The sequence below is a fragment of the Paraburkholderia lacunae genome (assembly GCF_003353175.1).
GTDB lineage: Bacteria > Pseudomonadota > Gammaproteobacteria > Burkholderiales > Burkholderiaceae > Paraburkholderia > Paraburkholderia lacunae.
This window is the reverse complement of the sequence record NZ_QHKS01000007.1, coordinates 54,861-73,741: the sequence shown is the minus strand read 5'-3', so window position 1 is coordinate 73,741 and position 18,881 is coordinate 54,861. Positions and strand designations below refer to the sequence as shown.

Below are 18,881 nucleotides of genomic sequence, written 5' to 3'. Positions count from 1 at the left end.
AACAGGCTCCGTGAAGGAGCCTGTCGTCATTGGTGGCGTACCGAAAGCGCGCGCTCAGGTATCGCTCCAGCCGCCGGAGTCGTCGTTGCTGCCCAGATCGACGCCACCGCCGCTGTTGTCGTTCCAGTCGTTCGAACCCTGGCCGAAATCGAGCCCGCCGCCGTTGCCGCCTTCGTTGCCGCCGCGGCGACGCGTTTCGTCGTCGACGATCACATCGCGCTCGACCACGCGTTCACGGCCGGAATTCAGCGCTTCGCCGAGCAGCACGCCGGTCAGCAAACCGCCCATCCCGCCGCCGAAACCGCCGCCGCCTTGCTGCACGATCACCTGCGGTTGTTGCTGATAAGGGCCTTGCTGCGGATAGGGCGCCTGTGGCGGATTGCCGAAACGCTCCGCTTCCTGCGCATACGGCGACTGCGGTGTGCTGGCGGCGGCCGGCGCGGCATTCGGATCGGGCCGTCCGTCAGCGCGTGCGCGCAGGCTGGCGATGCGCTGCTCCAGTTCGTCCAGCTGGTACGGCGGCAGCGGATTCTTGCCGTTCGACAGCGTTTCCATGAGGCCGCGCAGCTGTTCTTCGGTCGCTTCGACTTCCTTCTCCAGCGCTTCATGGCCTTGCGCGGTGGAGAGCTTGACGTCGAGCTTCAACGAACGCACGGCGTTCAACATGTCGGTCGCTCGCTTGAGTTGCACGCGACGATCGTCGTCGGCGCGCGAATCGTCTTGCGAGCGGGCGCGGCGCAGTGTCCAGCGCAGCACCAGCGCGATCACGCCGATGACGAGAATGATGCCGATCCACGCGCCGATCCCCGGGCCATGCCGTTGCGGCGCCTGCGACACCATCGCCGACTGCTGCTGCACGGCCGGCGTGTTCTGTTGCACGAACGGGTCGGCCGCGCGACGCGAGGTGTCGCCGGCGGCGCCACCGGCACGTTCCGCGTCCTTGCGCAGGCGCGCTTCGGTTTGCGCGAAACGGGTCGGGTCGGTGAAGCGGATTTGCGGGTCGAGCGTCTTGGCCTGCTGGACCTGGGCGAGCGCGTCGGCATAACGGCCTTCGCGATCGAGCACCTGGCTGTACAGATAGTGCGCGCGGGCATTGTTCGGATGCGCTTGCAGCACTTCGCTCAAGCCTGCGTCGGCTTGCTGCCAGTTGCCTTGCGACATCGCGGATTCGATCTGCTGAACCGTCGGGACGGCGAATGCCGCGGCGGACGCCAGCAGCAGCGATGCGAACGCGGTTGCGAGAAATTTTTTCATGTACGGGCCGGGCGCTGCGCGCCCGTCTCCTTGGCAATCGATTCCGGCGGCCGGCGATCCGGCGGCCGGCGCTCCGGTTAATACGCATGTGGCGGGGGGGGGGGCCGGAATACGCCCGGAACGCCGGTGCAACTCGCAGCGTCGCGCACCGTGCCGACGCTGCCTGACAATTTACTGCGAACTGCGTCTACGCAGTCCCGTCAACACCGTTACTGGGCCGGCGTATTGAGCTGTTTCTTCAACGCTTCGAGACGGTCTTCGACCGACGGGCCGCGGTTCAGATCCGCGAGTTTGTCGTCGAGCGCCTTGCCGCTCTTCACGTCAGCCGAATTCAGACGCGCGTCGGAACGGGCATTGGACAGCGCGACCTTGTCTTCCAGCTTCTGGAAATCCTCGGACAGATTCTGGCCGCCGATACCGCCCAACGCGGTTGCCGCGACGTCCTTGGCCTGTGCGATCTGCTGTTTGGCTTGCAGAATGTTCGAGCGCGCGTTCAGGTCGTTACGACGGGCGCGCATGTCTTCGATCTGGCTCTTCAACTGTTCAACCGAAGGTTCCAGCGTGGTCAGCTCCTTGGCCAGCGCGTCGCGTTCGGCTTCGGCGGTGGCTTGCGCGCCGAGGGCTTCACGCGCCAGCGCTTCGTCGCCGGATTGCAGCGCCCGCTTGGCACCGTCTTCGTATTTCTTCGCCTTGTCCGCGGCAACATCGCGCTTGCTTTGCTGCGTGGCCACTTGCGCCTGAATCTCGATCAGCGAGTTCTCCGCTTTAGCGATGCTGTCGTCGAGTTCGCGCACGATCTGGCGCGAGTCGCGCGACGGGTCTTGCACCGAATCGGCTGCATCGTTCAGGAGACCTTTAACTGTGCGCGAAATGCTGTCAAAAAGCGACATGAAAACCTCCAAAGAATGTAATCGGCGCTGAATAAATCCCGGCGCGCTTAACCGCTTTTCAGCTGTTACTTTACGCCGCTGCGCGCGACGCGGCGCAAGCGGTCGCACCGGATTTCGGGGCGCATGCGCCGATTGCAATAGCGGCGCCGTAAATTGTCCAAGGTCGCAAAACCGGGTTTGTCATATCGGGTTTGCAAGCAGCGCCCAGCGGTTAAAACGCGCGACGGGAATTCAACTGCTCGCGGATATTACACCACGCTATCTCTTAAATACGCCTTAAAGGGCATGATGACGTAATCGCGAACTCTGCTCGCAATCGGTGTCGCGAATGTGAAGGTGTGGCGAATGTGAAAATTTGATCGCGTGTTAAGCGCATGCTCGAACAGGCGCCGCACGCGGGCGGCGCAGTGCGGCGTTGCCGCATGGGCTGCGCATGGAGGCCGCCTGGCGTGTGCGTCGCCAATATGCCGCCGGCGGGAGGCGAGGCGGTTCGACTGCTTCACCTTGCAACGTCGAAAGCCTCGCAAAGCCATGATGCGCCGCTGCGCAAGCGCTGCTTCCCGGCGCATCGTTCTCGCATGATGCCATTCATGGCGTCATGCAACGCCGTTCACGCAAAGCGGCCGCCTTCGGTGCTCGGGTCGCCGTGCGGATCGTCTTCGTCGCGAGCGGCGGAGTCGAGGCGCGGGCGCTTGAATGCGCTGAGCGGCTGCACTTCCGTTTTCGTTTCTTCCGTCGCCGATCCGGCTGTTGCCGCAGCTTTGGCCGCCGTGACGCGCGCCACGGCTTCGGCTGCCGCGGCGGCTTCTTCGTCGGCCGCGGTCGCGGCGAGGGCGGCTGGGACGCCGGCCGGCAACAGGGGCGCAGGGTTTGCAGCGGCGGGCGTCTCCGGCAATTCATCCGCATGCGGCGCGGCCACGCGGTCTGCCGGCGTGGTGGACTGGCTGCCGCCGCGCGTTGGCACGGCGGCCGGCAGCGCCGCCCGCGCGTGCCGCGTGCCGCGCGCGACCCGTTGCAGCGCCGCGTCGAGCGCGTCCGGCTCGCGCGGCGCGCGCAGCCGGTCGACGATACTGGCTGCTTTCACCTGTTCGCTGGTCGCCCCAAAGCTCAGTACCGCGCGCCGCATCAGTTCGCTGACGCTAATGCCCAGATTGTCGGCGGCGGCGGTGATCGCGCGTTTCTGCGCGGTCGTGACGAATACGACGATGCGTTCGCTGGGCTTGTTCATGGTCGGCTCGCATACTTGTTTGTTGGCATTGGCGGTTTATCGCGTGCGTTGGGCGTTGGCCGTTCGCGCGCGTCGATGGTGACTCATGCGCCGGGTCCATCATATGACGAGTCGTGCCGATGCGAAACGGGCGCGGCATGAAAATGCCGCCGCATCAACGAGTTGTAAAGTTTCCGGCGTGCTTGTCCACAGGCCTTTCAACATTATCTGTTGATAACCCCGGGCAGGTGGCGCTAAAGCGCGGCGTGGCTTTGCAACAGACGCAAGACAAGCAGCGCGAAGGGAATTCTTACAAAAAAACTGTCTTGGACGGCGCTTGATTTCTTTAAAATGCGCTGTTACGTTGCGCCGGACACCGTTCCGGGCGCGCCGTGCGGCCGCCGGGGGGCGTAGGGCCGCAAGGTGTTTTGCGCCTGACGCGGTCCGTTTGTTTGTGTCGTTTTTTGCCACGTATGCTGCCGGTGATGCTGCCGGTGCCGCGAACCTTGAATTCGGGCTGCGGCAAGCATATGAGAACGGCGTTCTCACGCCAAGACGCGACGACCGATCCATGCGCGCGCCGCGAGCGTGCGCAGAAGGCGTTCAGTCACGCGCCCACTATTCCAGTCATGCCAATCATCAAACGACCGCATTCTGCACATTCTCCGGCTGGTGAAGACCGGGACTCCTACCACCGCACTCCAGGACGCAACGCCGCTTCTCGCGACGCCGAAGACGGCCGCCGTTCGTTCGGCGCCTCCATCGCGCTCTGGTTTGTCGGCCTGCTGGCGACGATCGCCGTGGTCGGCGCGCTGATCATCGGCTATGCGCTGGTGGTGATGGGGCCGCAACTGCCGTCGCTCGACGCACTGACCGACTACCGCCCGAAAGTGCCGCTGCGGGTCTACACCGCGGATCACGTGCTGATCGGCGAGTTCGGCGAAGAGCGGCGCAGCATCGTGCGCTTCCAGGACATTCCCGACCAGATGAAGAAAGCCGTGCTGGCGATCGAAGACTATCGCTTCTACGAGCACGGCGGCGTCGACTTCCTGGGCATTCTGCGCGCGGGCACGGCCGACCTGATGCACGGCGGGGCCTCGCAGGGCGCGAGCACGATCACGATGCAGGTGGCGCGCAACTTCTTCCTGTCGAGCGAGAAGACCTACACGCGCAAGATCTACGAAATGCTGCTCGCGTACAAGATCGAGCGCGCGCTGACCAAGGATCAGATTCTCGAGCTGTACATGAATCAGATTTATCTGGGCGAGCGCGCTTACGGTTTTGCCGCGGCTGCGCGCGTGTACTTCGGCAAGGATCTGAAAGACATCTCGCTGGCTGAATCGGCGATGCTGGCCGGCCTGCCGAAGGCGCCGTCGGCGTACAACCCGGTGGTCAATCCCAAGCGCGCGAAGATCCGTCAGGAATACATTCTGAAGCGCATGCTCGAGCTGAAATTCATCAGCCAGGACCAGTACGACCAGGCCGTCAAGGAAGAGATTCACACCCGCAACCCGGGCAACGAATACAGCGTGCACGCCGAGTACATCGCCGAAATGGTCCGGCAGATGATGTACGCGCAATACAAGGACGAAACCTATACGCGCGGCCTGAACGTCACCACCACGATCGATTCCGCCGACCAGGACGCCGCTTACCGCGCGGTGCGCAAGGGCGTGATGGATTACGAGCGGCGTCATGGCTATCGCGGGCCGGAAGGTTTCGTGGAGCTGCCCGCAGCGGGCGACGACCGCGACCAGACGATCGACGACGCGCTCACCGATCACCCCGACAATGGTGAAATCATCGCCGCGGTGGTGACGGACGCGAATCCGAAGCAGGTGAAGGCGCAACTGGTCGACGGCACCCAGGTGACGATCGCCGGCGATGGTCTGCGCTTTGCCGCAGGCGCATTGAGCGCGCGCGCGGCGGCTGCCGCGAAGATCAAGCCGGGTTCGATCGTGCGCCTCGTTGCCGACGACAAAGGCAACTGGCAGATCACGCAACTGCCGCAAGTGGAAGGCGCACTGGTGTCGCTCACGCCGCAGGACGGCGCGATCCGCGCGCTGGTGGGCGGCTTCGACTTCAACAAGAACAAGTTCAACCACGTGACGCAAGCCTGGCGTCAGCCGGGTTCGAGCTTCAAGCCGTTCATCTATTCGGCGGCGCTCGACAAAGGACTTGGACCGGCGACGATCATCAACGACGCACCGCTGTACTTCCCGTCGAGCACGCCCGGCGGCGATGCGTGGGAGCCGAAGGACGACGACCAGCCGGATGGTCCGATGCCGATGCGCCTCGCGCTGCAGAAGTCGAAGAACCTGGTGTCGATCCGCATTCTGTCGTTCATCGGCACCAAATACGCCCAGGACTACGTGACGCAGCGTTTCGGTTTCGACGCCGACAAGACCCCGCCGTATCTGCCGATGGCGCTCGGCGCGGGGCTCGTCACGCCGCTGCAATCGGCCGGAGCGTATTCGGTATTCGCGAACGGCGGCTACCGGATCAATCCGTATCTGATCAACGAGGTCACCGACGCGCGCGGCGTGCCGCTGTCCAAAGCTCAGCCGCTGACCGCCGGGCGCGATGCGCCGCGCACGCTCGAACCGCGTAACGCGTACATCATGAACAGCCTGCTGCATTCGGTCGCGACCGCAGGGACGGGCGCGGGCACCAACGTGCTGCATCGTTCGGATCTGCAGGGCAAAACCGGTACGACCAACGACGCGAAGGACGGCTGGTTTGCCGGCTATCAGCAATCCCTCGTGGCGGTTGCGTGGATGGGCTACGACCAGCCGAAGAGCCTCGGCAGCCGCGAATTCGGCGCACAGCTTGCGTTGCCGATCTGGGTCGAGTACATGCAGCGCGCGTTGCGCGGCGTGCCGCAGGACGAACCGGCGCAGCCGGACGGCGTGGCGGTGGTCGACGGCGAACTCTTCTACACCGACATGACGCCTGGCAATGGCTTTGTCGCGAGCATCGGCCTTGACTCGGCGAATCCGACCGCCGGCGTGAGCGACGCGGTCGGCGGCGTGGGGCCGGCGGGCATGACGCCGCCGGCAGTGCCGCCGCCGAGCGTTTCGTCGAACGAGAAGAAACAGATTATGGATCTGTTCGAGCCGAACAAACCTTGAGGGCGCCTCAAGGCAAGCTTGGCAACCGAGCGGCAACCGAGCAGCAGAGCGAGCAGCAGAGCGAGCAGCAGAGCGAGCAGCAGAGCGAGCAGCAGAGCGAGCAGCAGAGCGAGCGTCCGGGTTGCGACGGCTCGGACGCCGTAATAAAAGGCAAGCTTGGGCCTGGGGCCTGCAAATCCTTGTCTGGCGGGCGTTTGCGGACGTTCGCGAGCGGGCCCGCCGGCCGTTTTCGTAGCGGCCATGAGCGGTGTGTTTTAATCACGCCTGCGATGCTTTGATGGGTCCGACAGAGACGCTCGATTCCTAGCCGGTTTCAGCTCCCAGCACCGCTGCGTTTCGCCGCGAGCGAGACGTACATCTTCGAACCATGCGCCGCGTGAGACCCGGTATGACGCGCGCGCAAGCCACTTCGTCTGTCAGCAGCTGTCGTGCTGCTGCGGCCGGCGTGTTTGTCATCCAGCATCCACCGGGTCCCACTCGTGAAAGGTCGAATACTCATCATTCTGATGACCGCGCTGCTGCGCGCGTTTGCCTTCTTGCCATACGGTGTCGTCGCGCGGATCGGCACCGGTATCGGCGCGCTGCTGTATCTCATTCCGAGCGCGCGCCGCCGCGTCGTGCATACCAATCTCAAACTGTGTTTCCCGGACATGAGCGATGACGCGCGCGAACGCCTTGCGCGCGCCCATTTCTGTCATGTGATCCGCAGCTACGTCGAACGCGGGCCGCAATGGTTCGGCAATGCCCAGGCGCTCGCGCGTCTCGTCGAAGTGGAGAGCGCGATCGATCTCGCCGACATTCAGGCGCAGCCGACGATTTTTGTTGGCTTCCATTTTGTCGGTATCGAGGCGGGCTGCATGATGTATTCGACGCGGCACCCGGTCGCCTCGCTGTACACGCCGATGTCGAATCTATTGCTGGACGCGATGGCCAAGCGGCAGCGCGGCCGCTTCGGCACCGAGATGATTCCGCGCAGCGATAGTGTGCGGCGCGCGCTGCGGGTGCTGCGCGAGGGCAAGCCGGTGATGCTGGCGGCGGATATGGATTTCGGTTTGCGCGATTCGGTGTTCGTGCCGTTCTTTGGCGTGCCGGCTTGCACGCTGACTTCCGTCTCGCGGATGGCGCGCGCGGGTAATGCGCGGGTGGTGCCGTTTGTTACCGAGGTGTTGCCGGACTATCGCGGCTACAAGCTGACTATTTTCGACGCGTTAAGCGATTTTCCATCCGATGATGTTGCCGTCGACGCGCGGCGGATTACGGCCTTTCTCGAGACTCAAGTGACACGGATTCCTGATCAATATTATTGGGTGCACAAGCGGTTCAAGAATCGGCCGGTTGGGGAAGCAGGGGTTTATTGAGGTTGTGCGCGTGGCGGCTGGCAGCTGGTTGTTGTTGCCTGTGGCGGCGTACAACCACAGCGCCGCGCGGGCAAAAACATCTGAAACGGAATTCAAAGCGCACTCAAGCACTTAAACACCCTGTCCTAAGCTTATCAACAGGCCTTTCAACAAAATCTGTGGATAAGCGAACCACTCCCCAATCCGCCAGTCGGCCGCGCCTGGCAAGAAATCGTCATTGCACTCGCGGACACCGCGAACAACAAACCGATCTGCATCAAGCACTTAAGCTCATAGCCCCGTAGTTATCAACAACCCTGTCAACACAAACTGGGGATAACGTCGAGGCATCCCAACAGCTTCGATCGGCGACGACAGGCGCGTACAGCGCCCTCTGGTTCATTGCGCACCGTGCCCGGAAACCCGAGCGCGTTCAACGTGTTAGCCCGCTTGTCAGATGGTTTTCAACAGCCTCATCAACACAAACTGGGGATAACTCCGCAGCTGTCGTTACGGAATCCCAGGTTTAGTGGGTGGTGGGCGCACCCGCATTCGCTGCCGGACCCGCGGGCGCCGCCGTCGCAACGGAGGGCGCCGGCTCCACGGGCGGATTGCCCATTGCCTGGAACAACGCCGCCGTATCCGTCAGCCGCGCGCTGGTATAGCGGATCTCATCGAGCCGTGCATTGCGAAACTGCTGCTCGCTCGAACGGGTTGCCGATACCGGTACGGCGCCCAACCGATAGCGCCCCGACGTCTCTTCGAATATCCCCTGCGCCGAGCGCGCAGCGACGTTCGCCGCGCCGAGGGCCTGCGTGTCGTGCTGAAGCGCGGCGAGCGTATCGGCGACGTTCTGAAACGCGGCCAGCACAGTCTGCCTGTATTGCGAAACCGTGGCGTCATACGTGTCCAACGCCGCGCGGCGCTGCGCGACCAGTGCGCCGCCATGAAACAGCGGCTGCGACAGCGATGCGCCGATGCTCCAGATCGCACCGGCGCCCGACAGCGCCGCCGGCCAGCTAAAGCCGCCTTGTCCCATCGATGCGCTCAGCGACAGGCTAGGGAACATCTGCGCCGTCGCGACGCCGACATCGGCGGCCGCTGCCTTCAACGCGGCATCCGCAGCCTGGATGTCGGGGCGCGTGCGCAACAGTTCGGACGGCACCACGACCGGCACCTGTTCGGGCACATGCAGTTGCGCCAGATCGAGGTCATCGGGCGCGGCGTCCGGCGTGCGGCCGAGCAGTACGGCCAGCGCGTGGCGTGTGGTCAGCCACTGCTGCTTCAGACCCGGCAAGCTGGCGGACAGACTCGCCGCGCTCTGTTGCGCGCTCAACTGGTCGGCGTGCGAGACCGCGCCGAGCGTGTAGCGCCGCTGCGCATCGCGCGCCTGATCGTCGGCGAGCGCCACGAGTCGCTCGGTCGTGTCGATTTGCGCGCGCAACGCGGAACTGGTGATCGCCGCCGAGACGATGTTGGCAGCCAGCGCGCGGCGCGCGGCATCGAGCTGATACGCCTGCACGTTCACGCGCGCGGCAAGCGCGGCATCCGCGAGCCGCGCCGCGCCGAACAGGTCGAAGGTGTAGTGCGCCTGCAATTGGCCGACGAATACGTTGTACAGGAACGTATTCGGGCCGCCCTCGGGAATCGCGAGCGCGCGATTGCGGGTTGCCTGACCGCCTGCGTCGATGGTCGGCAGCATCGAACTGCCGATCTGCGCGCGCAGTTGCTCGCGCGCGGCGGCGAGGCTCTTGTCAGTGGCTGCAAGCGTCGGGCTGTTGCGCAAACCTTCATCGACCAGCGCGTCAAGCGCGTCCGATTGATAAAGCTTCCACCATTCGGGCACGGGTTTCGCGCCGACCACGAACTGCTGCGTGACGCCTTGCGCGGCCACAGTCTGCGTCGGCTGCGCTTCGGCGCCATAGTGGGCCGGCTGCGGCATCGCGGGCGGCGTGCCGCTCGGGCCGAACGAGCAGGCGGCGAGCGCGAGTGCCGCGGCGCTCAGCGCCGTGATGCGCAAGGCTCGAGGGAATGCAATAGTAGCCATGGTCAATTCCCCGTATGCGTCGCGCCGGACGGCGTCGGCGGCTCGCGCTCGTCGCCGCGGACCCTGAACGACGCGGCGTACAGCGCAGGCAGATAGAACAGTGTGAGGATGGTCGCGCTCGTGATGCCGCCCATCAGCGCAGTGGCCATCGGGCCGAAGAAGTTCGAGCGCAGCAGCGGAATCAGCGCGAGCACGGCGGCAGCGGCGGTCAGCGTGATCGGCCGGAAACGCCGCACGGTTGCGCCGACGATCGCGTCGAAGCGCTTGTGCCCGGCGGCAATGTCCTGCTCGATCTGGTCGACCAGAATCACCGAGTTGCGCATGATGATGCCGAACATCGCGATCACGCCGAGCATCGCGACGAAACCGAACGGCTGGCCGAACAGCAGCAGCGTCAGTACCACGCCGATCAGCCCGAGCGGCGCGGTCAGCACCACCATCAGCACGCGTGCGAAGCTCTGCAACTGGATCATCAGCAGCGTCAGCACCGCGATGATCATGATCGGCATCTGCGCGTTGATCGACGTCTGACCCTTGCCGCTTTCCTCGACCGAGCCGCCCACTTCGATCCGGTAGCCGACCGGCAGCGAGTCGCGAATCTGGCTCAAGGCCTGGTCCACGCTATGCGTGACGTCGATCCCTTGCGCGCCGGCGGCGACATCGGACTGCACGGTGATCGTCGGTTGCCGGTCGCGCTCCCAGATCACGCCGTATTCGAGATCGTTGCGCAGGTGGCCGAGCGTGCCGAGCGGCACCGGGCCGTTCGGCGTGGGCATTGCCAGCGTCAGGAGCCGGGCAGGGTCGACGCGTTCCGATTTCGGTGCGCGCAGATCGACGCTGATCAGCTTGTCGCGTTCGCGATACTGCGTGACCGTGTAACCGGACAGCGTCATCGCGAGGAAGCTCGACACGTCTTCGGAACTCACGCCGAGTTCGCGCGCCTTCTTCTGGTCGACTTCGAAACGCACCGAGCGCTCGGCTGGTTCGTCCCAGTCGAACTGGACGTTGCTGGTGCGTCGGTCGGCGCGCATCGTCGCGGCGACGCGCTCGGCGATCGAACGCACGGTGGCGATGTCGTCGCCGCTCACGCGGAACTGCACCGGATAGCCGACCGGCGGGCCATTCTCGAGGCGCGACAGGCGCGTGCGGATCGCCGGAAAGCGGTTGCGCAATTCCGGTTCGAGCCACTGCGCGAGTTTCTCGCGGTCCTTGACGGACTTCGCCGTGATCACGAACTGCGCGAAATTTGGCTGCGGCAGTTGCTGATCGAGCGGCAGATAAAAGCGCGGCGCGCCGGTGCCGACGAAGTCCACGGTGTGATCGATTTCGGGGCGGCCTACGAGCGCCTTTTCCAGGCGCTGCGCCTGCCGCAAGCTCGCTTCGAACGACGCGCCTTCGGGCAGGCGCACATCCACCAGCAATTCCGGACGATCCGAACTCGGGAAGAACTGCTGCGGCACGAGCGTGAACCCCGCCATCGCCGCGATGAACAGCGCGACGGTGATCGTCAGCACGACAAAGCGCCGCTCGATACACCAGCTGATCCAGCCGCGCAGGCGCGTATAGAAGCGCGTGTCGTAGATATCGTGCTCGTGATCGTCCGGTAGATGCGTCTCATGCGCCTCGCGTTTGCGCTCCGGCAGCATGTGATAGCCGAGCAGCGGAATCAGCACCACCGCCGCGAACCATGAAGCGATCAGCGCGATCGCCGATACCTCGAAGATCGAGCGCGTGTATTCGCCGGTGCTCGATTTCGCGAGCGCGATCGGCAGGAAGCCCGACACGGTCACGAGCGTGCCCGTCAGCATCGGAAACGCGGTGCTGGTGTACGCGTAGGCAGCGGCGCGCGTGCGGTTCAAGCCTTGCTCGAGTTTCACCGACATCATTTCGACCGCGATGATCGCGTCGTCGACCAATAGCCCCAGCGCCAGCACCAGCGTGCCGAGCGACACCTTGTGCAAACCGATATCGAACAGATACATGCACAACGCCGTGACCGCGAGCACGACCGGTATCGAGATCACGACCACCATGCCGGTGCGCAAGCCCAACGACACGAGACTCACCACCAGCACGATCGCGATCGCCTCGGCGACCGCTTCGAGAAAGTCGTCGACCGAACGCGCGACCGCGTGCGGCATGCTCGACACTTCGACGAGATTCAGGCCGGCCGGCAAGCGCTTGCGCAGCTGCACCGTCTGCTGGTCGAGCGCCTTGCCCAGACGAATCACATCGCCGCCGGACTGCATGGTCACGCCGATGCCGAGCACGACCTTGCCGGCGGAACGCATTTGCGTGGCGACCGGGTCGTCGTAGCCGCGTTTGATCGTCGCGATGTCGCCGAGACGGAACGAGCGGTTGTTGATGCGGATCAGCGTGTCGGCGAGCGCGGCGACGTCCTTGAACTGGCCGGTGGGGCGCACGAACACGCGGTCGTCGGTGGTGGTCAGCGTGCCGGCCTGCGAGACGCTGTTCTGCGAATTGATCGCCTGGCCGAGCTGCTGCGGCGAGATGCCAAGGCGCGTGAGTTGCGTGTTGGCGATCTCGATGTAAATGCGCTGATCCGGATCGCCGAAGTAATCGACCTTGCCGACGCCCGGCACGCGCAGCAGCATCGTACGCAGCTGATCCGCGTAATCGTGCAGTTGTGCGGCGGAAAAGCCGTCGCCTTCGAGCGTGTAGATGTTCGTGTAGACGTCGCCGAATTCGTCGTTGAAGAATGGGCCTTGAATGCCTGACGGCAAGGTCGCCGCGATATCGCCGACTTTCTTGCGCACCTGATACCAGGTTTGCGGCACGTCCTTCACCGGCGCGGAGTCTTTCATGGTGAAGAACATCATCGATTCGCCGGGACGCGAGTAGCTGCGCACGAAGTCGATGGCGGGCGTTTCCTGCAATTTCCGGCCGATGCGGTCGGTGACCTGCTCCTGCATCTGGCGCGCGGTCGCGCCGGGCCAGAAGGTGCGGATCACCATCACACGGAACGTGAAGGGGGGGTCTTCGGATTGCGCGAGGCGCGTGTACGCGAGGATGCCGAATGCGGTAGCGAGCGCGATCAGGAACACGACCAGCGCCTGATGGCGCAGCGCCCATGCGGACAAATTGAAGCGTCCTTCTTCAGGCGTGGTGCTCATGAAGCAAAGTCCTCGGGATGCAGCGGCGGGATCACGCGGACTTTCTCGCCGGCGCTCACCGTGTGCACGCCTTGCAGCACGACACGCTCGCCGTCTTTCAGACCTTGGGCGATGGCGATGGTGCGCTCGTCGTAGCGCATCACGGCGACGCGCCGCAGTTCCAGCGTATCGGCGCTGGACGCGTTGCCGCCGGCGCGTACGACCCACACGGCCGGCTGCGTGCCGTCGTGGAATAGCGCGGTGGCGGGCAGGATGAACGCGCCGTGTTGATTCGCCGATGCATTCGCGGGCGACAACGCGATATCGGCTGTCATGCCGAGGCGCACGTCGGGGCCGGGATTGTCGAGCGTGAGTTTGGCGCGGTAGGTGCGGCTTTGCGGGTCGGCGGCGGGCGACAGTTCGCGCACACGCGCGGTGAAGCTGCGCCCCGGCAACGCGGCCAGCGTGACCGTGGCGGTTTGCCCGACCGACAGCGCGGCCAGCGCGCTTTCCGGCACGTCGCAGACCACGTCGACATCGCCGCTCCACGCGAGGTTGTAGACGGCCTGGCCCGCTGACACGTTCTGGCCCGTGTCGGCCTGTTCGGCGGTGATCACGCCGGCGTGATCGGCCGCGAGCGTGGTGTACTGCAACTGATCTTTCGATAGGGCCGCCTGCTGCGCGGCCTGATCGCGTTGAGCCAGCGCCGACGCATAGGCATTGGTCGTCTGTTCGAGTTGTGCGGGCGCGATCAGGTTCTCTTTTGCCTGCGCCTGGTCGCGATCGAGCTGCTGCTTCGCATAGATCAGACTGTGCTCGGCGGCCGCGAGCTGCGCTTGCGCGCTGGCGGCGCTCTTCTGCGCATCGGCCGGATCGAGCCGGGCGACGATCTGGCCGTTCTTCACGACGTCGCCGAGCCGCACGCGCCGCTCGACGATCTTGCCGCCGACGCGAAACGACAGCGGCGTGGCATAACGCGCTTGCACTTCACCGGGCAACGATGACGCGGGCGTGGCGCTGCCGTCCGCATACACGGCGACGGCGACCACCGGACGCGGCGCCGGCGCGGCAACTTCCCGCTTCGAGCACGCGCTGAGCATGACGATGCCGGCTAGCGCGAGGGCGCATGCGGTGCGGGCAGCACGCGCAGAGCGATAAGACTGCTGGCGCATCACAGAGGATGCGGGAGGACCGATACGCTTCACGATGACCCCAACCTGGAAACAGCGAACGAACACGGCAGGCCACAGCGGCCTGCCAGCGAAGACGCGCAGATCGAACCGATGTAATCGGCATACGCGTTTGACTTCGAATGATGGGTTGAATTCTAATACACGTGTGTATCTGAGTGTCGAGATGAATTGAAATTCTTTCCGGTGCTAGACTGGCGGCCATGAAAAGGCAACGACTCACACGCGAGCAGAGCAAAGACCAGACGCGCCAGCGCCTGCTCGATGCTGCTCAGGCAATTTTTATGAAGAAAGGCTTTGTCGCGGCGAGTGTCGAAGACATCGCCGGGGCGGCAGGCTATACGCGCGGGGCGTTCTATTCGAACTTCCGCAGCAAGAGCGAACTGTTCCTCGAATTACTGCGGCGCGATCACGAAACGATGCAGGCGGGTCTGCATGCGATTTTCGAGAGCGCGGCGTCGCGCGAGGAAATGGAAAAGCGCGTGCTGAGCTACTACAGCACGCTGCATGGCGAGAACAAATGTTTTTTGCTGTGGGTTGAGGCGAAGCTGCTCGCGGTGCGCGACGGCCGTTTCCGGATCCGCTTCAACGCTTTCATGCACGAGAAACTGGAGCAGTTGAGCGCCTATATCCGCGAATTTTCGGTGCGGGTGGGCACGCCGCTGCCATTGCCGGCCGAGACGCTGGCGATGGGTTTGATGGGTTTGTGCGACGGCGTGCAGTTCTTCTACACAGTCGACCCGCAGAACGTGTCGTTCCAGAAGGCGGAGTCGGTGCTGGCGGGGTTTTTCGCGCGTGTGGTGTTCGGGCGCGACGCGTAACGATGGCGCGCGGCAGGGCGTAAATCGAACACGCCCGGACCACCGCTCGGCGCTGGTGGATGACTTCCTGCCTAGTTGGCCGACAATTGCGCGCAAGCGTCCGCGACCGGCGTCGCGCAGACGAACGAATATTGCCCGCTATAACGCAGGACTTCTTCGCCGACGTGTAAAACGACCTTGATGTCCGGGCACCGCTCGTAAGCGATGAACGCCGAGCAGGCGGCGGCCGACCAGCAGACTAGCGAAAACGCGATTTTTTCGAAAAGCTGGAAACGATGTGGCATGGCGATATAGCGATGATTTCCGGTCAGGCGCTATGGTTATCAGAGCATAAGGGTTTATACCTAGTCGAAATCCGCAAAAGGCGCTGCAACGGCGTCGCGAGTACATCGCGAACCTGACCGTTTTGTCACGTTCGGGTCAGGGTTGGGACATGGTCGGGTCGATACAATCGGATCGTTGGGCTGGCCTGAGTGCGCTGAGTGCGTTTTGCCGCTTGGGTTCGACACGCGCGGCGAGTGGCCGCCGGCCCGCGTTACCGTGGCAGGAGTCGCCCCATGAATCAATTGCAGTCGATGCGCGTGTTCGTCAAAGTGGCCGATCTCGGCAGTTTCGTTCGTGCGGCCGGTGCGCTGGATCTATCCACGGCGGTCGTCACGCGCCACGTCGCCGATCTGGAAGGGCGGCTCGGCACCCGCCTGCTCAATCGCACCACGCGCCGTCTTTCGCTGACCGAGTCCGGCAGGACCTATCTGGAACGGGTGCGCCACATTCTCGACGACCTGGAAGGCGTCGAGCAGATGGTGGTGGCGCGCAATCACGAACCAGTCGGCACGTTGCGGATCGTCGCGCCGGTCGTGTTCGGTCTGCATAGTCTCGCGCCGGTCGTGCAGTCGTACGCCGAGCGCTATCCGGATGTCGTGCCCGACGTCACGCTGGCGGATCGTCAGGCCGATCTGGTCGAAGAGGGCTTCGACGTCGGCATCATGGTCGCGCGGCAGATGCGCAGCGCGAGCATCGTCACGCGGCGTTTGACCACCGGTTACATGACGGTCTGCGCGAGCCCGGCGTATCTCGAGCGGCATGGCACGCCGACGCACCCCGAGCATCTGCGCGTGCATCCGTGTCTGAGCCGGCCGGCCGAGCAAGGCGGCGACGAGCGCGTATTCACCGGACCGGACGGCGAGGTGCGCGTGCGGACGACCAATGCGATCGCCGCGAACAATACGGAGATGCTGCGGCAGTTCGCGCTGCTGGGCATGGGCGTGGCGATCTTGCCGAGCTATCTGATCGGCCGCGATCTCGAGTCAGGGCGGCTGGTGCCGTTGCTCGGCGATTACCGTCTGCCGAACGTCGAAATCACGATTGCTTATCCGAGCCGCCGTCATTTGCCGGCGAAGGTGCGAACGTTTATCGACCATCTCGTCGAGCATTTCCGGCACGCCGACGAGTATGGGCGCGACCCGCGATCTGCGGCGCCGCCGCGTGGGGTTGCCGATGCGGTTGCAGATACAGTTGCCGCGCTGCCGGCGTATGCCGACGGCGCCCGGCCGGTGTCGGCCTCGGCCGGTGAAGCGGCGCGGCCGTTACGCAAGGCGCCGCGCCCAAGGATGGCAGCGGCCTCGCCGGTTTGAGGCGGTTAACGTGCGCGAGGTGTGCGCCGTTTTTCGGTTTGAGGCGGTCAGCGTGCGCGGAGTGTCCGCCGTTTTTCGGCCTCGTGAAAAAGGGGCGTGGCTTCGGCTGCGCCTTTTGTATTTTTGAGGCGCCTCGCGCGTACCTATTCGTCTGTGCACCCCAATATGTGAGTCGAGTGCATGAGCACCCTTTGAGACGGGTGCCAACCCGGCCTAGATCCACACGTCGTTCGCGGCGGTCCGTTCGTTGATGTCGCCGCCGGTGTTTTTCACGCCGCGCGGCTCGATCAGCAGCAGCTTGACCTCGTGTTCGGCATACGGCTTATGCTCCGTGCCCTTCGGTACGACGAACATTTCCCCGGCCGACAGCAGCACCGACCCGTCACGCATGTCGATGCGCAACTGGCCGTCGAGCACGATGAAGGTCTCGTCGGTGTCGGCATGCTCGTGCCAGACGAAGTCGCCTTCGATCCGCACCAGCTTGAACTGGTAGTCGTTCATCTCCGCGACAACGCGCGCTTGCCATTGGTCGTCGAAGAGTTTCAGCTTTTCGGCGAAATTGATGGCGCGGTACGGCCCGCGGCAACGCTGTTTGATTGCTTGATCGTTCGACATTGCGATGCGCCTCCTGAGCGAGAACTGTCAGGCGGGAGCGTAGGGCGCGAGGCGCGGTTCGGTCTTGTACGTTTGTGCGCGCGCGTCGTGAGCGGCAATAGGTGCGGCGGCAGAGTTGGCGAGGCGTTCAGGCGCTCGCTGTCAGCCGGTCGTCAAAGACCCCAGCATCTTCAGCCAGCGCGCCGGCGCCACGCCCCATGCGCGCTTGAAGTGCCGCGTCATATGGCTCTGATCGGTGAAGCCCGCCGCCGCCGATGCATCGGCGAGCGATACGCCCTGAACTGCGAGCCGCCGTACGAGATCGAGACGCCGCATGGTCAGGTAGCGGTGCGGGCTGGTGCCGAACAGCGCGCGAAAATCCCGCGACAGACTCCAGCGGTCACGTCCGCTCGCCGCCGCCAGTTCATCCAGCGTGACCGCGCTGTCGAGCGACGCCAGCAGGTATTCGCGTGCCTGTTCCGCCGCGCGGTAATCCACCGGACGGCGCGTCGCCGGCGCCCCCGCGACCGTGTCGAGCGCAATGGCCAGATCGTAGAGCGCGTCGTCCTGTTCGAGCGAGTCGATCGCGCAATCCATCGTCCGCAGCAGGCTTTCGGTGGCGGCGAAGAGGCGCGGATCGTTCGACAAACCGCCTTCGAGGAACGGCAGCGGCTTGCCGCCCAGCGCCGCCTGGAACAGCGCCGGGTCGACGTAGATCATCCGGTAGCGAAAGCCTTCGCCGGTGCCGGCCTGGCCGTCGTGCGGCTCATCGGGATGCAGCACCATCGTGCCGCCCGCCTGGCTGTTGCGGGTGCTGCCGCGATAGTGGAAACTCTGCACGCCCGCCAGCGTGCGGCCGATCGCATAGGTATCGTGCCGGTGCATGTCGTATGCGGCGCGATGAAAGAAGGCTTCGATACGCTCGATGCCGCTCGACTGCGGCGCGCGATAGATCCAGTCGGCGCCCGCTTTCCGGGTCGACGAGCGGGTAGATGAAGGCGAATCCAGCGGCGCCGCCGGCTCCCCGTTCATGCGCCCAGACCCGGCCCGTAGTTGCCGCCGATCAGACGGGTGACGGATGCCACGTCCGCATAGTCCTGCTCGGGCAAGCCGTCGAGCATCGACAACACCTCGTTGCTGGCGCCCGCCTCGCGAGCGATGTCGACCAGCGCGTCCTTGTTGACCGGGAAATGGACTTCACGCAGTATGTCGGCGATTTGCAGGTCAATCGGTTCGCCGGGAATAGCCGATGCGGTCATGCAGCACTCCTGTTCTTTTCTCTTCGATGTGAATTTCGCCGCTGGCCGAATGCTCAATACCTGGTGAGAGCCCGCTGGACATCGCCTGAAGTTTGCCGCCCCGCGCCGGGGCGGCGCAAACCCCGCCTGCCGAACGCCGCCGGGTATCAAGTCTGGAGATGCTCGTTCTGTCCGGCGACGCTTCGGTCCAGATGGCGCGACTTGGGCAGCGCGATATGTTGCCATTGTTGCGGACGGATGTCGTCCGTGGCGGCGACGTCCGGCGCCGCGGGAGCGACCGGGGCGGCGTTGGCGCGTTCGGCCAGGCTGCCGGCGGTGGTGCTGTCGGGCCCGGTGTGAACCGGCGCGGCAAAGCACGAGGCCGACAGCGTCACCATCGTCATCAGTGTCGAGGTTTTCATCGC

The 18,881-nt window shown here is 64.5% G+C and carries 15 protein-coding genes; 4 read left to right on the top strand and 11 right to left on the bottom strand.

Translation table 11 applies throughout. From position 1 onward, the window contains the following. Window positions 1-54 precede the first annotated feature (54 nt). The 3 genes from DLM46_RS12150 to DLM46_RS12140 all read right to left on the bottom strand — a co-directional run bounded on the left by DLM46_RS12150 (window position 55) and on the right by DLM46_RS12140 (window position 3,372). Window positions 55-1,254: a tetratricopeptide repeat protein gene (locus DLM46_RS12150; RefSeq protein ID WP_115101020.1), complete on the bottom strand. Its 1,200-nt coding sequence runs from the start codon at window positions 1,252-1,254 to the stop codon at window positions 55-57. Between the two features lie 209 nt (window positions 1,255-1,463). Further along, on the bottom strand, window positions 1,464-2,144 hold the full coding sequence (locus DLM46_RS12145) for a PspA/IM30 family protein (protein WP_115101019.1): 681 nt from the start codon (window positions 2,142-2,144) through the stop codon (window positions 1,464-1,466). Between the two features lie 610 nt (window positions 2,145-2,754). Next, window positions 2,755-3,372, bottom strand: coding sequence for a hypothetical protein (locus tag DLM46_RS12140; RefSeq protein WP_115101018.1), 618 nt, complete (start codon window positions 3,370-3,372; stop codon window positions 2,755-2,757). Window positions 3,373-3,980: 608 nt separating this feature from the next. On the opposite strand from DLM46_RS12140, the gene DLM46_RS12135 reads away from it, so the two are divergent. Together DLM46_RS12135 and DLM46_RS12125 are read left to right on the top strand one after the other, a co-directional pair. Then, window positions 3,981-6,482 carry a penicillin-binding protein 1A gene (locus DLM46_RS12135; protein ID WP_115101241.1) on the top strand — a complete coding sequence of 834 codons (2,502 nt, stop codon included), beginning with the start codon at window positions 3,981-3,983 and terminating at the stop codon, window positions 6,480-6,482. A gap of 479 nt (window positions 6,483-6,961) precedes the next feature. Next, a complete protein-coding gene (locus DLM46_RS12125; RefSeq protein ID WP_115101016.1) occupies window positions 6,962-7,840 on the top strand; it encodes a lipid A biosynthesis lauroyl acyltransferase in 879 nt (292 codons plus the stop codon). 505 nt (window positions 7,841-8,345) lie between these two features. Here the strand turns inward: DLM46_RS12125 and DLM46_RS12120 are convergent. From DLM46_RS12120 to DLM46_RS12110, 3 genes are read right to left on the bottom strand one after another with little or no spacing between them, the layout of a single operon-like run. Next, complete coding sequence (locus DLM46_RS12120; protein ID WP_165847962.1) at window positions 8,346-9,866, bottom strand: efflux transporter outer membrane subunit; 1,521 nt, start codon at window positions 9,864-9,866, stop codon at window positions 8,346-8,348. Between the two features lie 2 nt (window positions 9,867-9,868). Next, window positions 9,869-13,000 (bottom strand): efflux RND transporter permease subunit, encoded by a 3,132-nt coding sequence (locus tag DLM46_RS12115; RefSeq protein WP_115101014.1) that lies wholly within the window; start codon window positions 12,998-13,000, stop codon window positions 9,869-9,871. After that, window positions 12,997-14,151: an efflux RND transporter periplasmic adaptor subunit gene (locus tag DLM46_RS12110; RefSeq protein WP_115101013.1), complete on the bottom strand. Its 1,155-nt coding sequence runs from the start codon at window positions 14,149-14,151 to the stop codon at window positions 12,997-12,999. The genes DLM46_RS12115 and DLM46_RS12110 overlap by 4 nt, the downstream gene beginning before the upstream one ends. A 221-nt stretch (window positions 14,152-14,372) precedes the next feature. Between DLM46_RS12110 and DLM46_RS12105 the strand changes: the two genes are divergently transcribed. Further along, the gene (locus tag DLM46_RS12105; protein WP_115101012.1) at window positions 14,373-14,990 is read left to right on the top strand and encodes a TetR/AcrR family transcriptional regulator; all 618 of its coding nucleotides are present in this window, start codon (window positions 14,373-14,375) and stop codon (window positions 14,988-14,990) included. Window positions 14,991-15,061: 71 nt separating this feature from the next. Here DLM46_RS12105 and DLM46_RS12100 read toward each other — a convergent pair whose 3' ends face one another. Next, complete coding sequence (locus tag DLM46_RS12100; protein ID WP_115101011.1) at window positions 15,062-15,274, bottom strand: hypothetical protein; 213 nt, start codon at window positions 15,272-15,274, stop codon at window positions 15,062-15,064. Between the two features lie 273 nt (window positions 15,275-15,547). Here DLM46_RS12100 and DLM46_RS12095 point away from each other — a divergent pair, with 273 nt between their 5' ends. Then, window positions 15,548-16,624 carry a LysR family transcriptional regulator gene (locus DLM46_RS12095; protein ID WP_115101010.1) on the top strand — a complete coding sequence of 359 codons (1,077 nt, stop codon included), beginning with the start codon at window positions 15,548-15,550 and terminating at the stop codon, window positions 16,622-16,624. Window positions 16,625-16,837: 213 nt separating this feature from the next. Here the strand turns inward: DLM46_RS12095 and DLM46_RS12090 are convergent, their stop codons facing one another. The 4 genes from DLM46_RS12090 to DLM46_RS12075 all read right to left on the bottom strand — a co-directional run bounded on the left by DLM46_RS12090 (window position 16,838) and on the right by DLM46_RS12075 (window position 18,878). After that, complete coding sequence (locus tag DLM46_RS12090; protein WP_115101009.1) at window positions 16,838-17,239, bottom strand: cupin domain-containing protein; 402 nt, start codon at window positions 17,237-17,239, stop codon at window positions 16,838-16,840. 141 nt (window positions 17,240-17,380) lie between these two features. Continuing rightward, window positions 17,381-18,250, bottom strand: a complete 870-nt coding sequence (locus DLM46_RS12085) for an AraC family transcriptional regulator (protein ID WP_115101008.1) — start codon at window positions 18,248-18,250, stop codon at window positions 17,381-17,383. Beyond that, window positions 18,247-18,477 (bottom strand): DUF2795 domain-containing protein, encoded by a 231-nt coding sequence (locus DLM46_RS12080; protein ID WP_115101007.1) that lies wholly within the window; start codon window positions 18,475-18,477, stop codon window positions 18,247-18,249. Before DLM46_RS12080 ends, DLM46_RS12085 begins: the two co-directional genes overlap by 4 nt. A gap of 146 nt (window positions 18,478-18,623) precedes the next feature. Continuing rightward, entirely contained in the window at window positions 18,624-18,878 is a 255-nt protein-coding gene (locus tag DLM46_RS12075; protein ID WP_115101006.1) for a hypothetical protein, read from the bottom strand. Window positions 18,879-18,881 lie beyond the last annotated feature (3 nt).

What these genes read in the sequence shown, in the direction of transcription:
- DLM46_RS12150 (WP_115101020.1), bottom strand. Translation starts at nt 1,254, where the DNA reads ATGAAAAAATTTCTCGCAACCGCGTTCGCATCGCTGCTGCTGGCGTCC.
- DLM46_RS12145 (WP_115101019.1), bottom strand. Translation starts at nt 2,144, where the DNA reads ATGTCGCTTTTTGACAGCATTTCGCGCACAGTTAAAGGTCTCCTGAAC.
- DLM46_RS12140 (WP_115101018.1), bottom strand. Translation starts at nt 3,372, where the DNA reads ATGAACAAGCCCAGCGAACGCATCGTCGTATTCGTCACGACCGCGCAG.
- DLM46_RS12135 (WP_115101241.1), top strand. Translation starts at nt 3,981, where the DNA reads ATGCCAATCATCAAACGACCGCATTCTGCACATTCTCCGGCTGGTGAA.
- DLM46_RS12120 (WP_165847962.1), bottom strand. Translation starts at nt 9,866, where the DNA reads ATGGCTACTATTGCATTCCCTCGAGCCTTGCGCATCACGGCGCTGAGC.
- DLM46_RS12115 (WP_115101014.1), bottom strand. Translation starts at nt 13,000, where the DNA reads ATGAGCACCACGCCTGAAGAAGGACGCTTCAATTTGTCCGCATGGGCG.
- DLM46_RS12110 (WP_115101013.1), bottom strand. Translation starts at nt 14,151, where the DNA reads ATGCGCCAGCAGTCTTATCGCTCTGCGCGTGCTGCCCGCACCGCATGC.
- DLM46_RS12105 (WP_115101012.1), top strand. Translation starts at nt 14,373, where the DNA reads ATGAAAAGGCAACGACTCACACGCGAGCAGAGCAAAGACCAGACGCGC.
- DLM46_RS12100 (WP_115101011.1), bottom strand. Translation starts at nt 15,274, where the DNA reads ATGCCACATCGTTTCCAGCTTTTCGAAAAAATCGCGTTTTCGCTAGTC.
- DLM46_RS12095 (WP_115101010.1), top strand. Translation starts at nt 15,548, where the DNA reads ATGAATCAATTGCAGTCGATGCGCGTGTTCGTCAAAGTGGCCGATCTC.
- DLM46_RS12090 (WP_115101009.1), bottom strand. Translation starts at nt 17,239, where the DNA reads ATGTCGAACGATCAAGCAATCAAACAGCGTTGCCGCGGGCCGTACCGC.
- DLM46_RS12085 (WP_115101008.1), bottom strand. Translation starts at nt 18,250, where the DNA reads ATGAACGGGGAGCCGGCGGCGCCGCTGGATTCGCCTTCATCTACCCGC.
- DLM46_RS12080 (WP_115101007.1), bottom strand. Translation starts at nt 18,477, where the DNA reads ATGACCGCATCGGCTATTCCCGGCGAACCGATTGACCTGCAAATCGCC.
- DLM46_RS12075 (WP_115101006.1), bottom strand. Translation starts at nt 18,878, where the DNA reads ATGAAAACCTCGACACTGATGACGATGGTGACGCTGTCGGCCTCGTGC.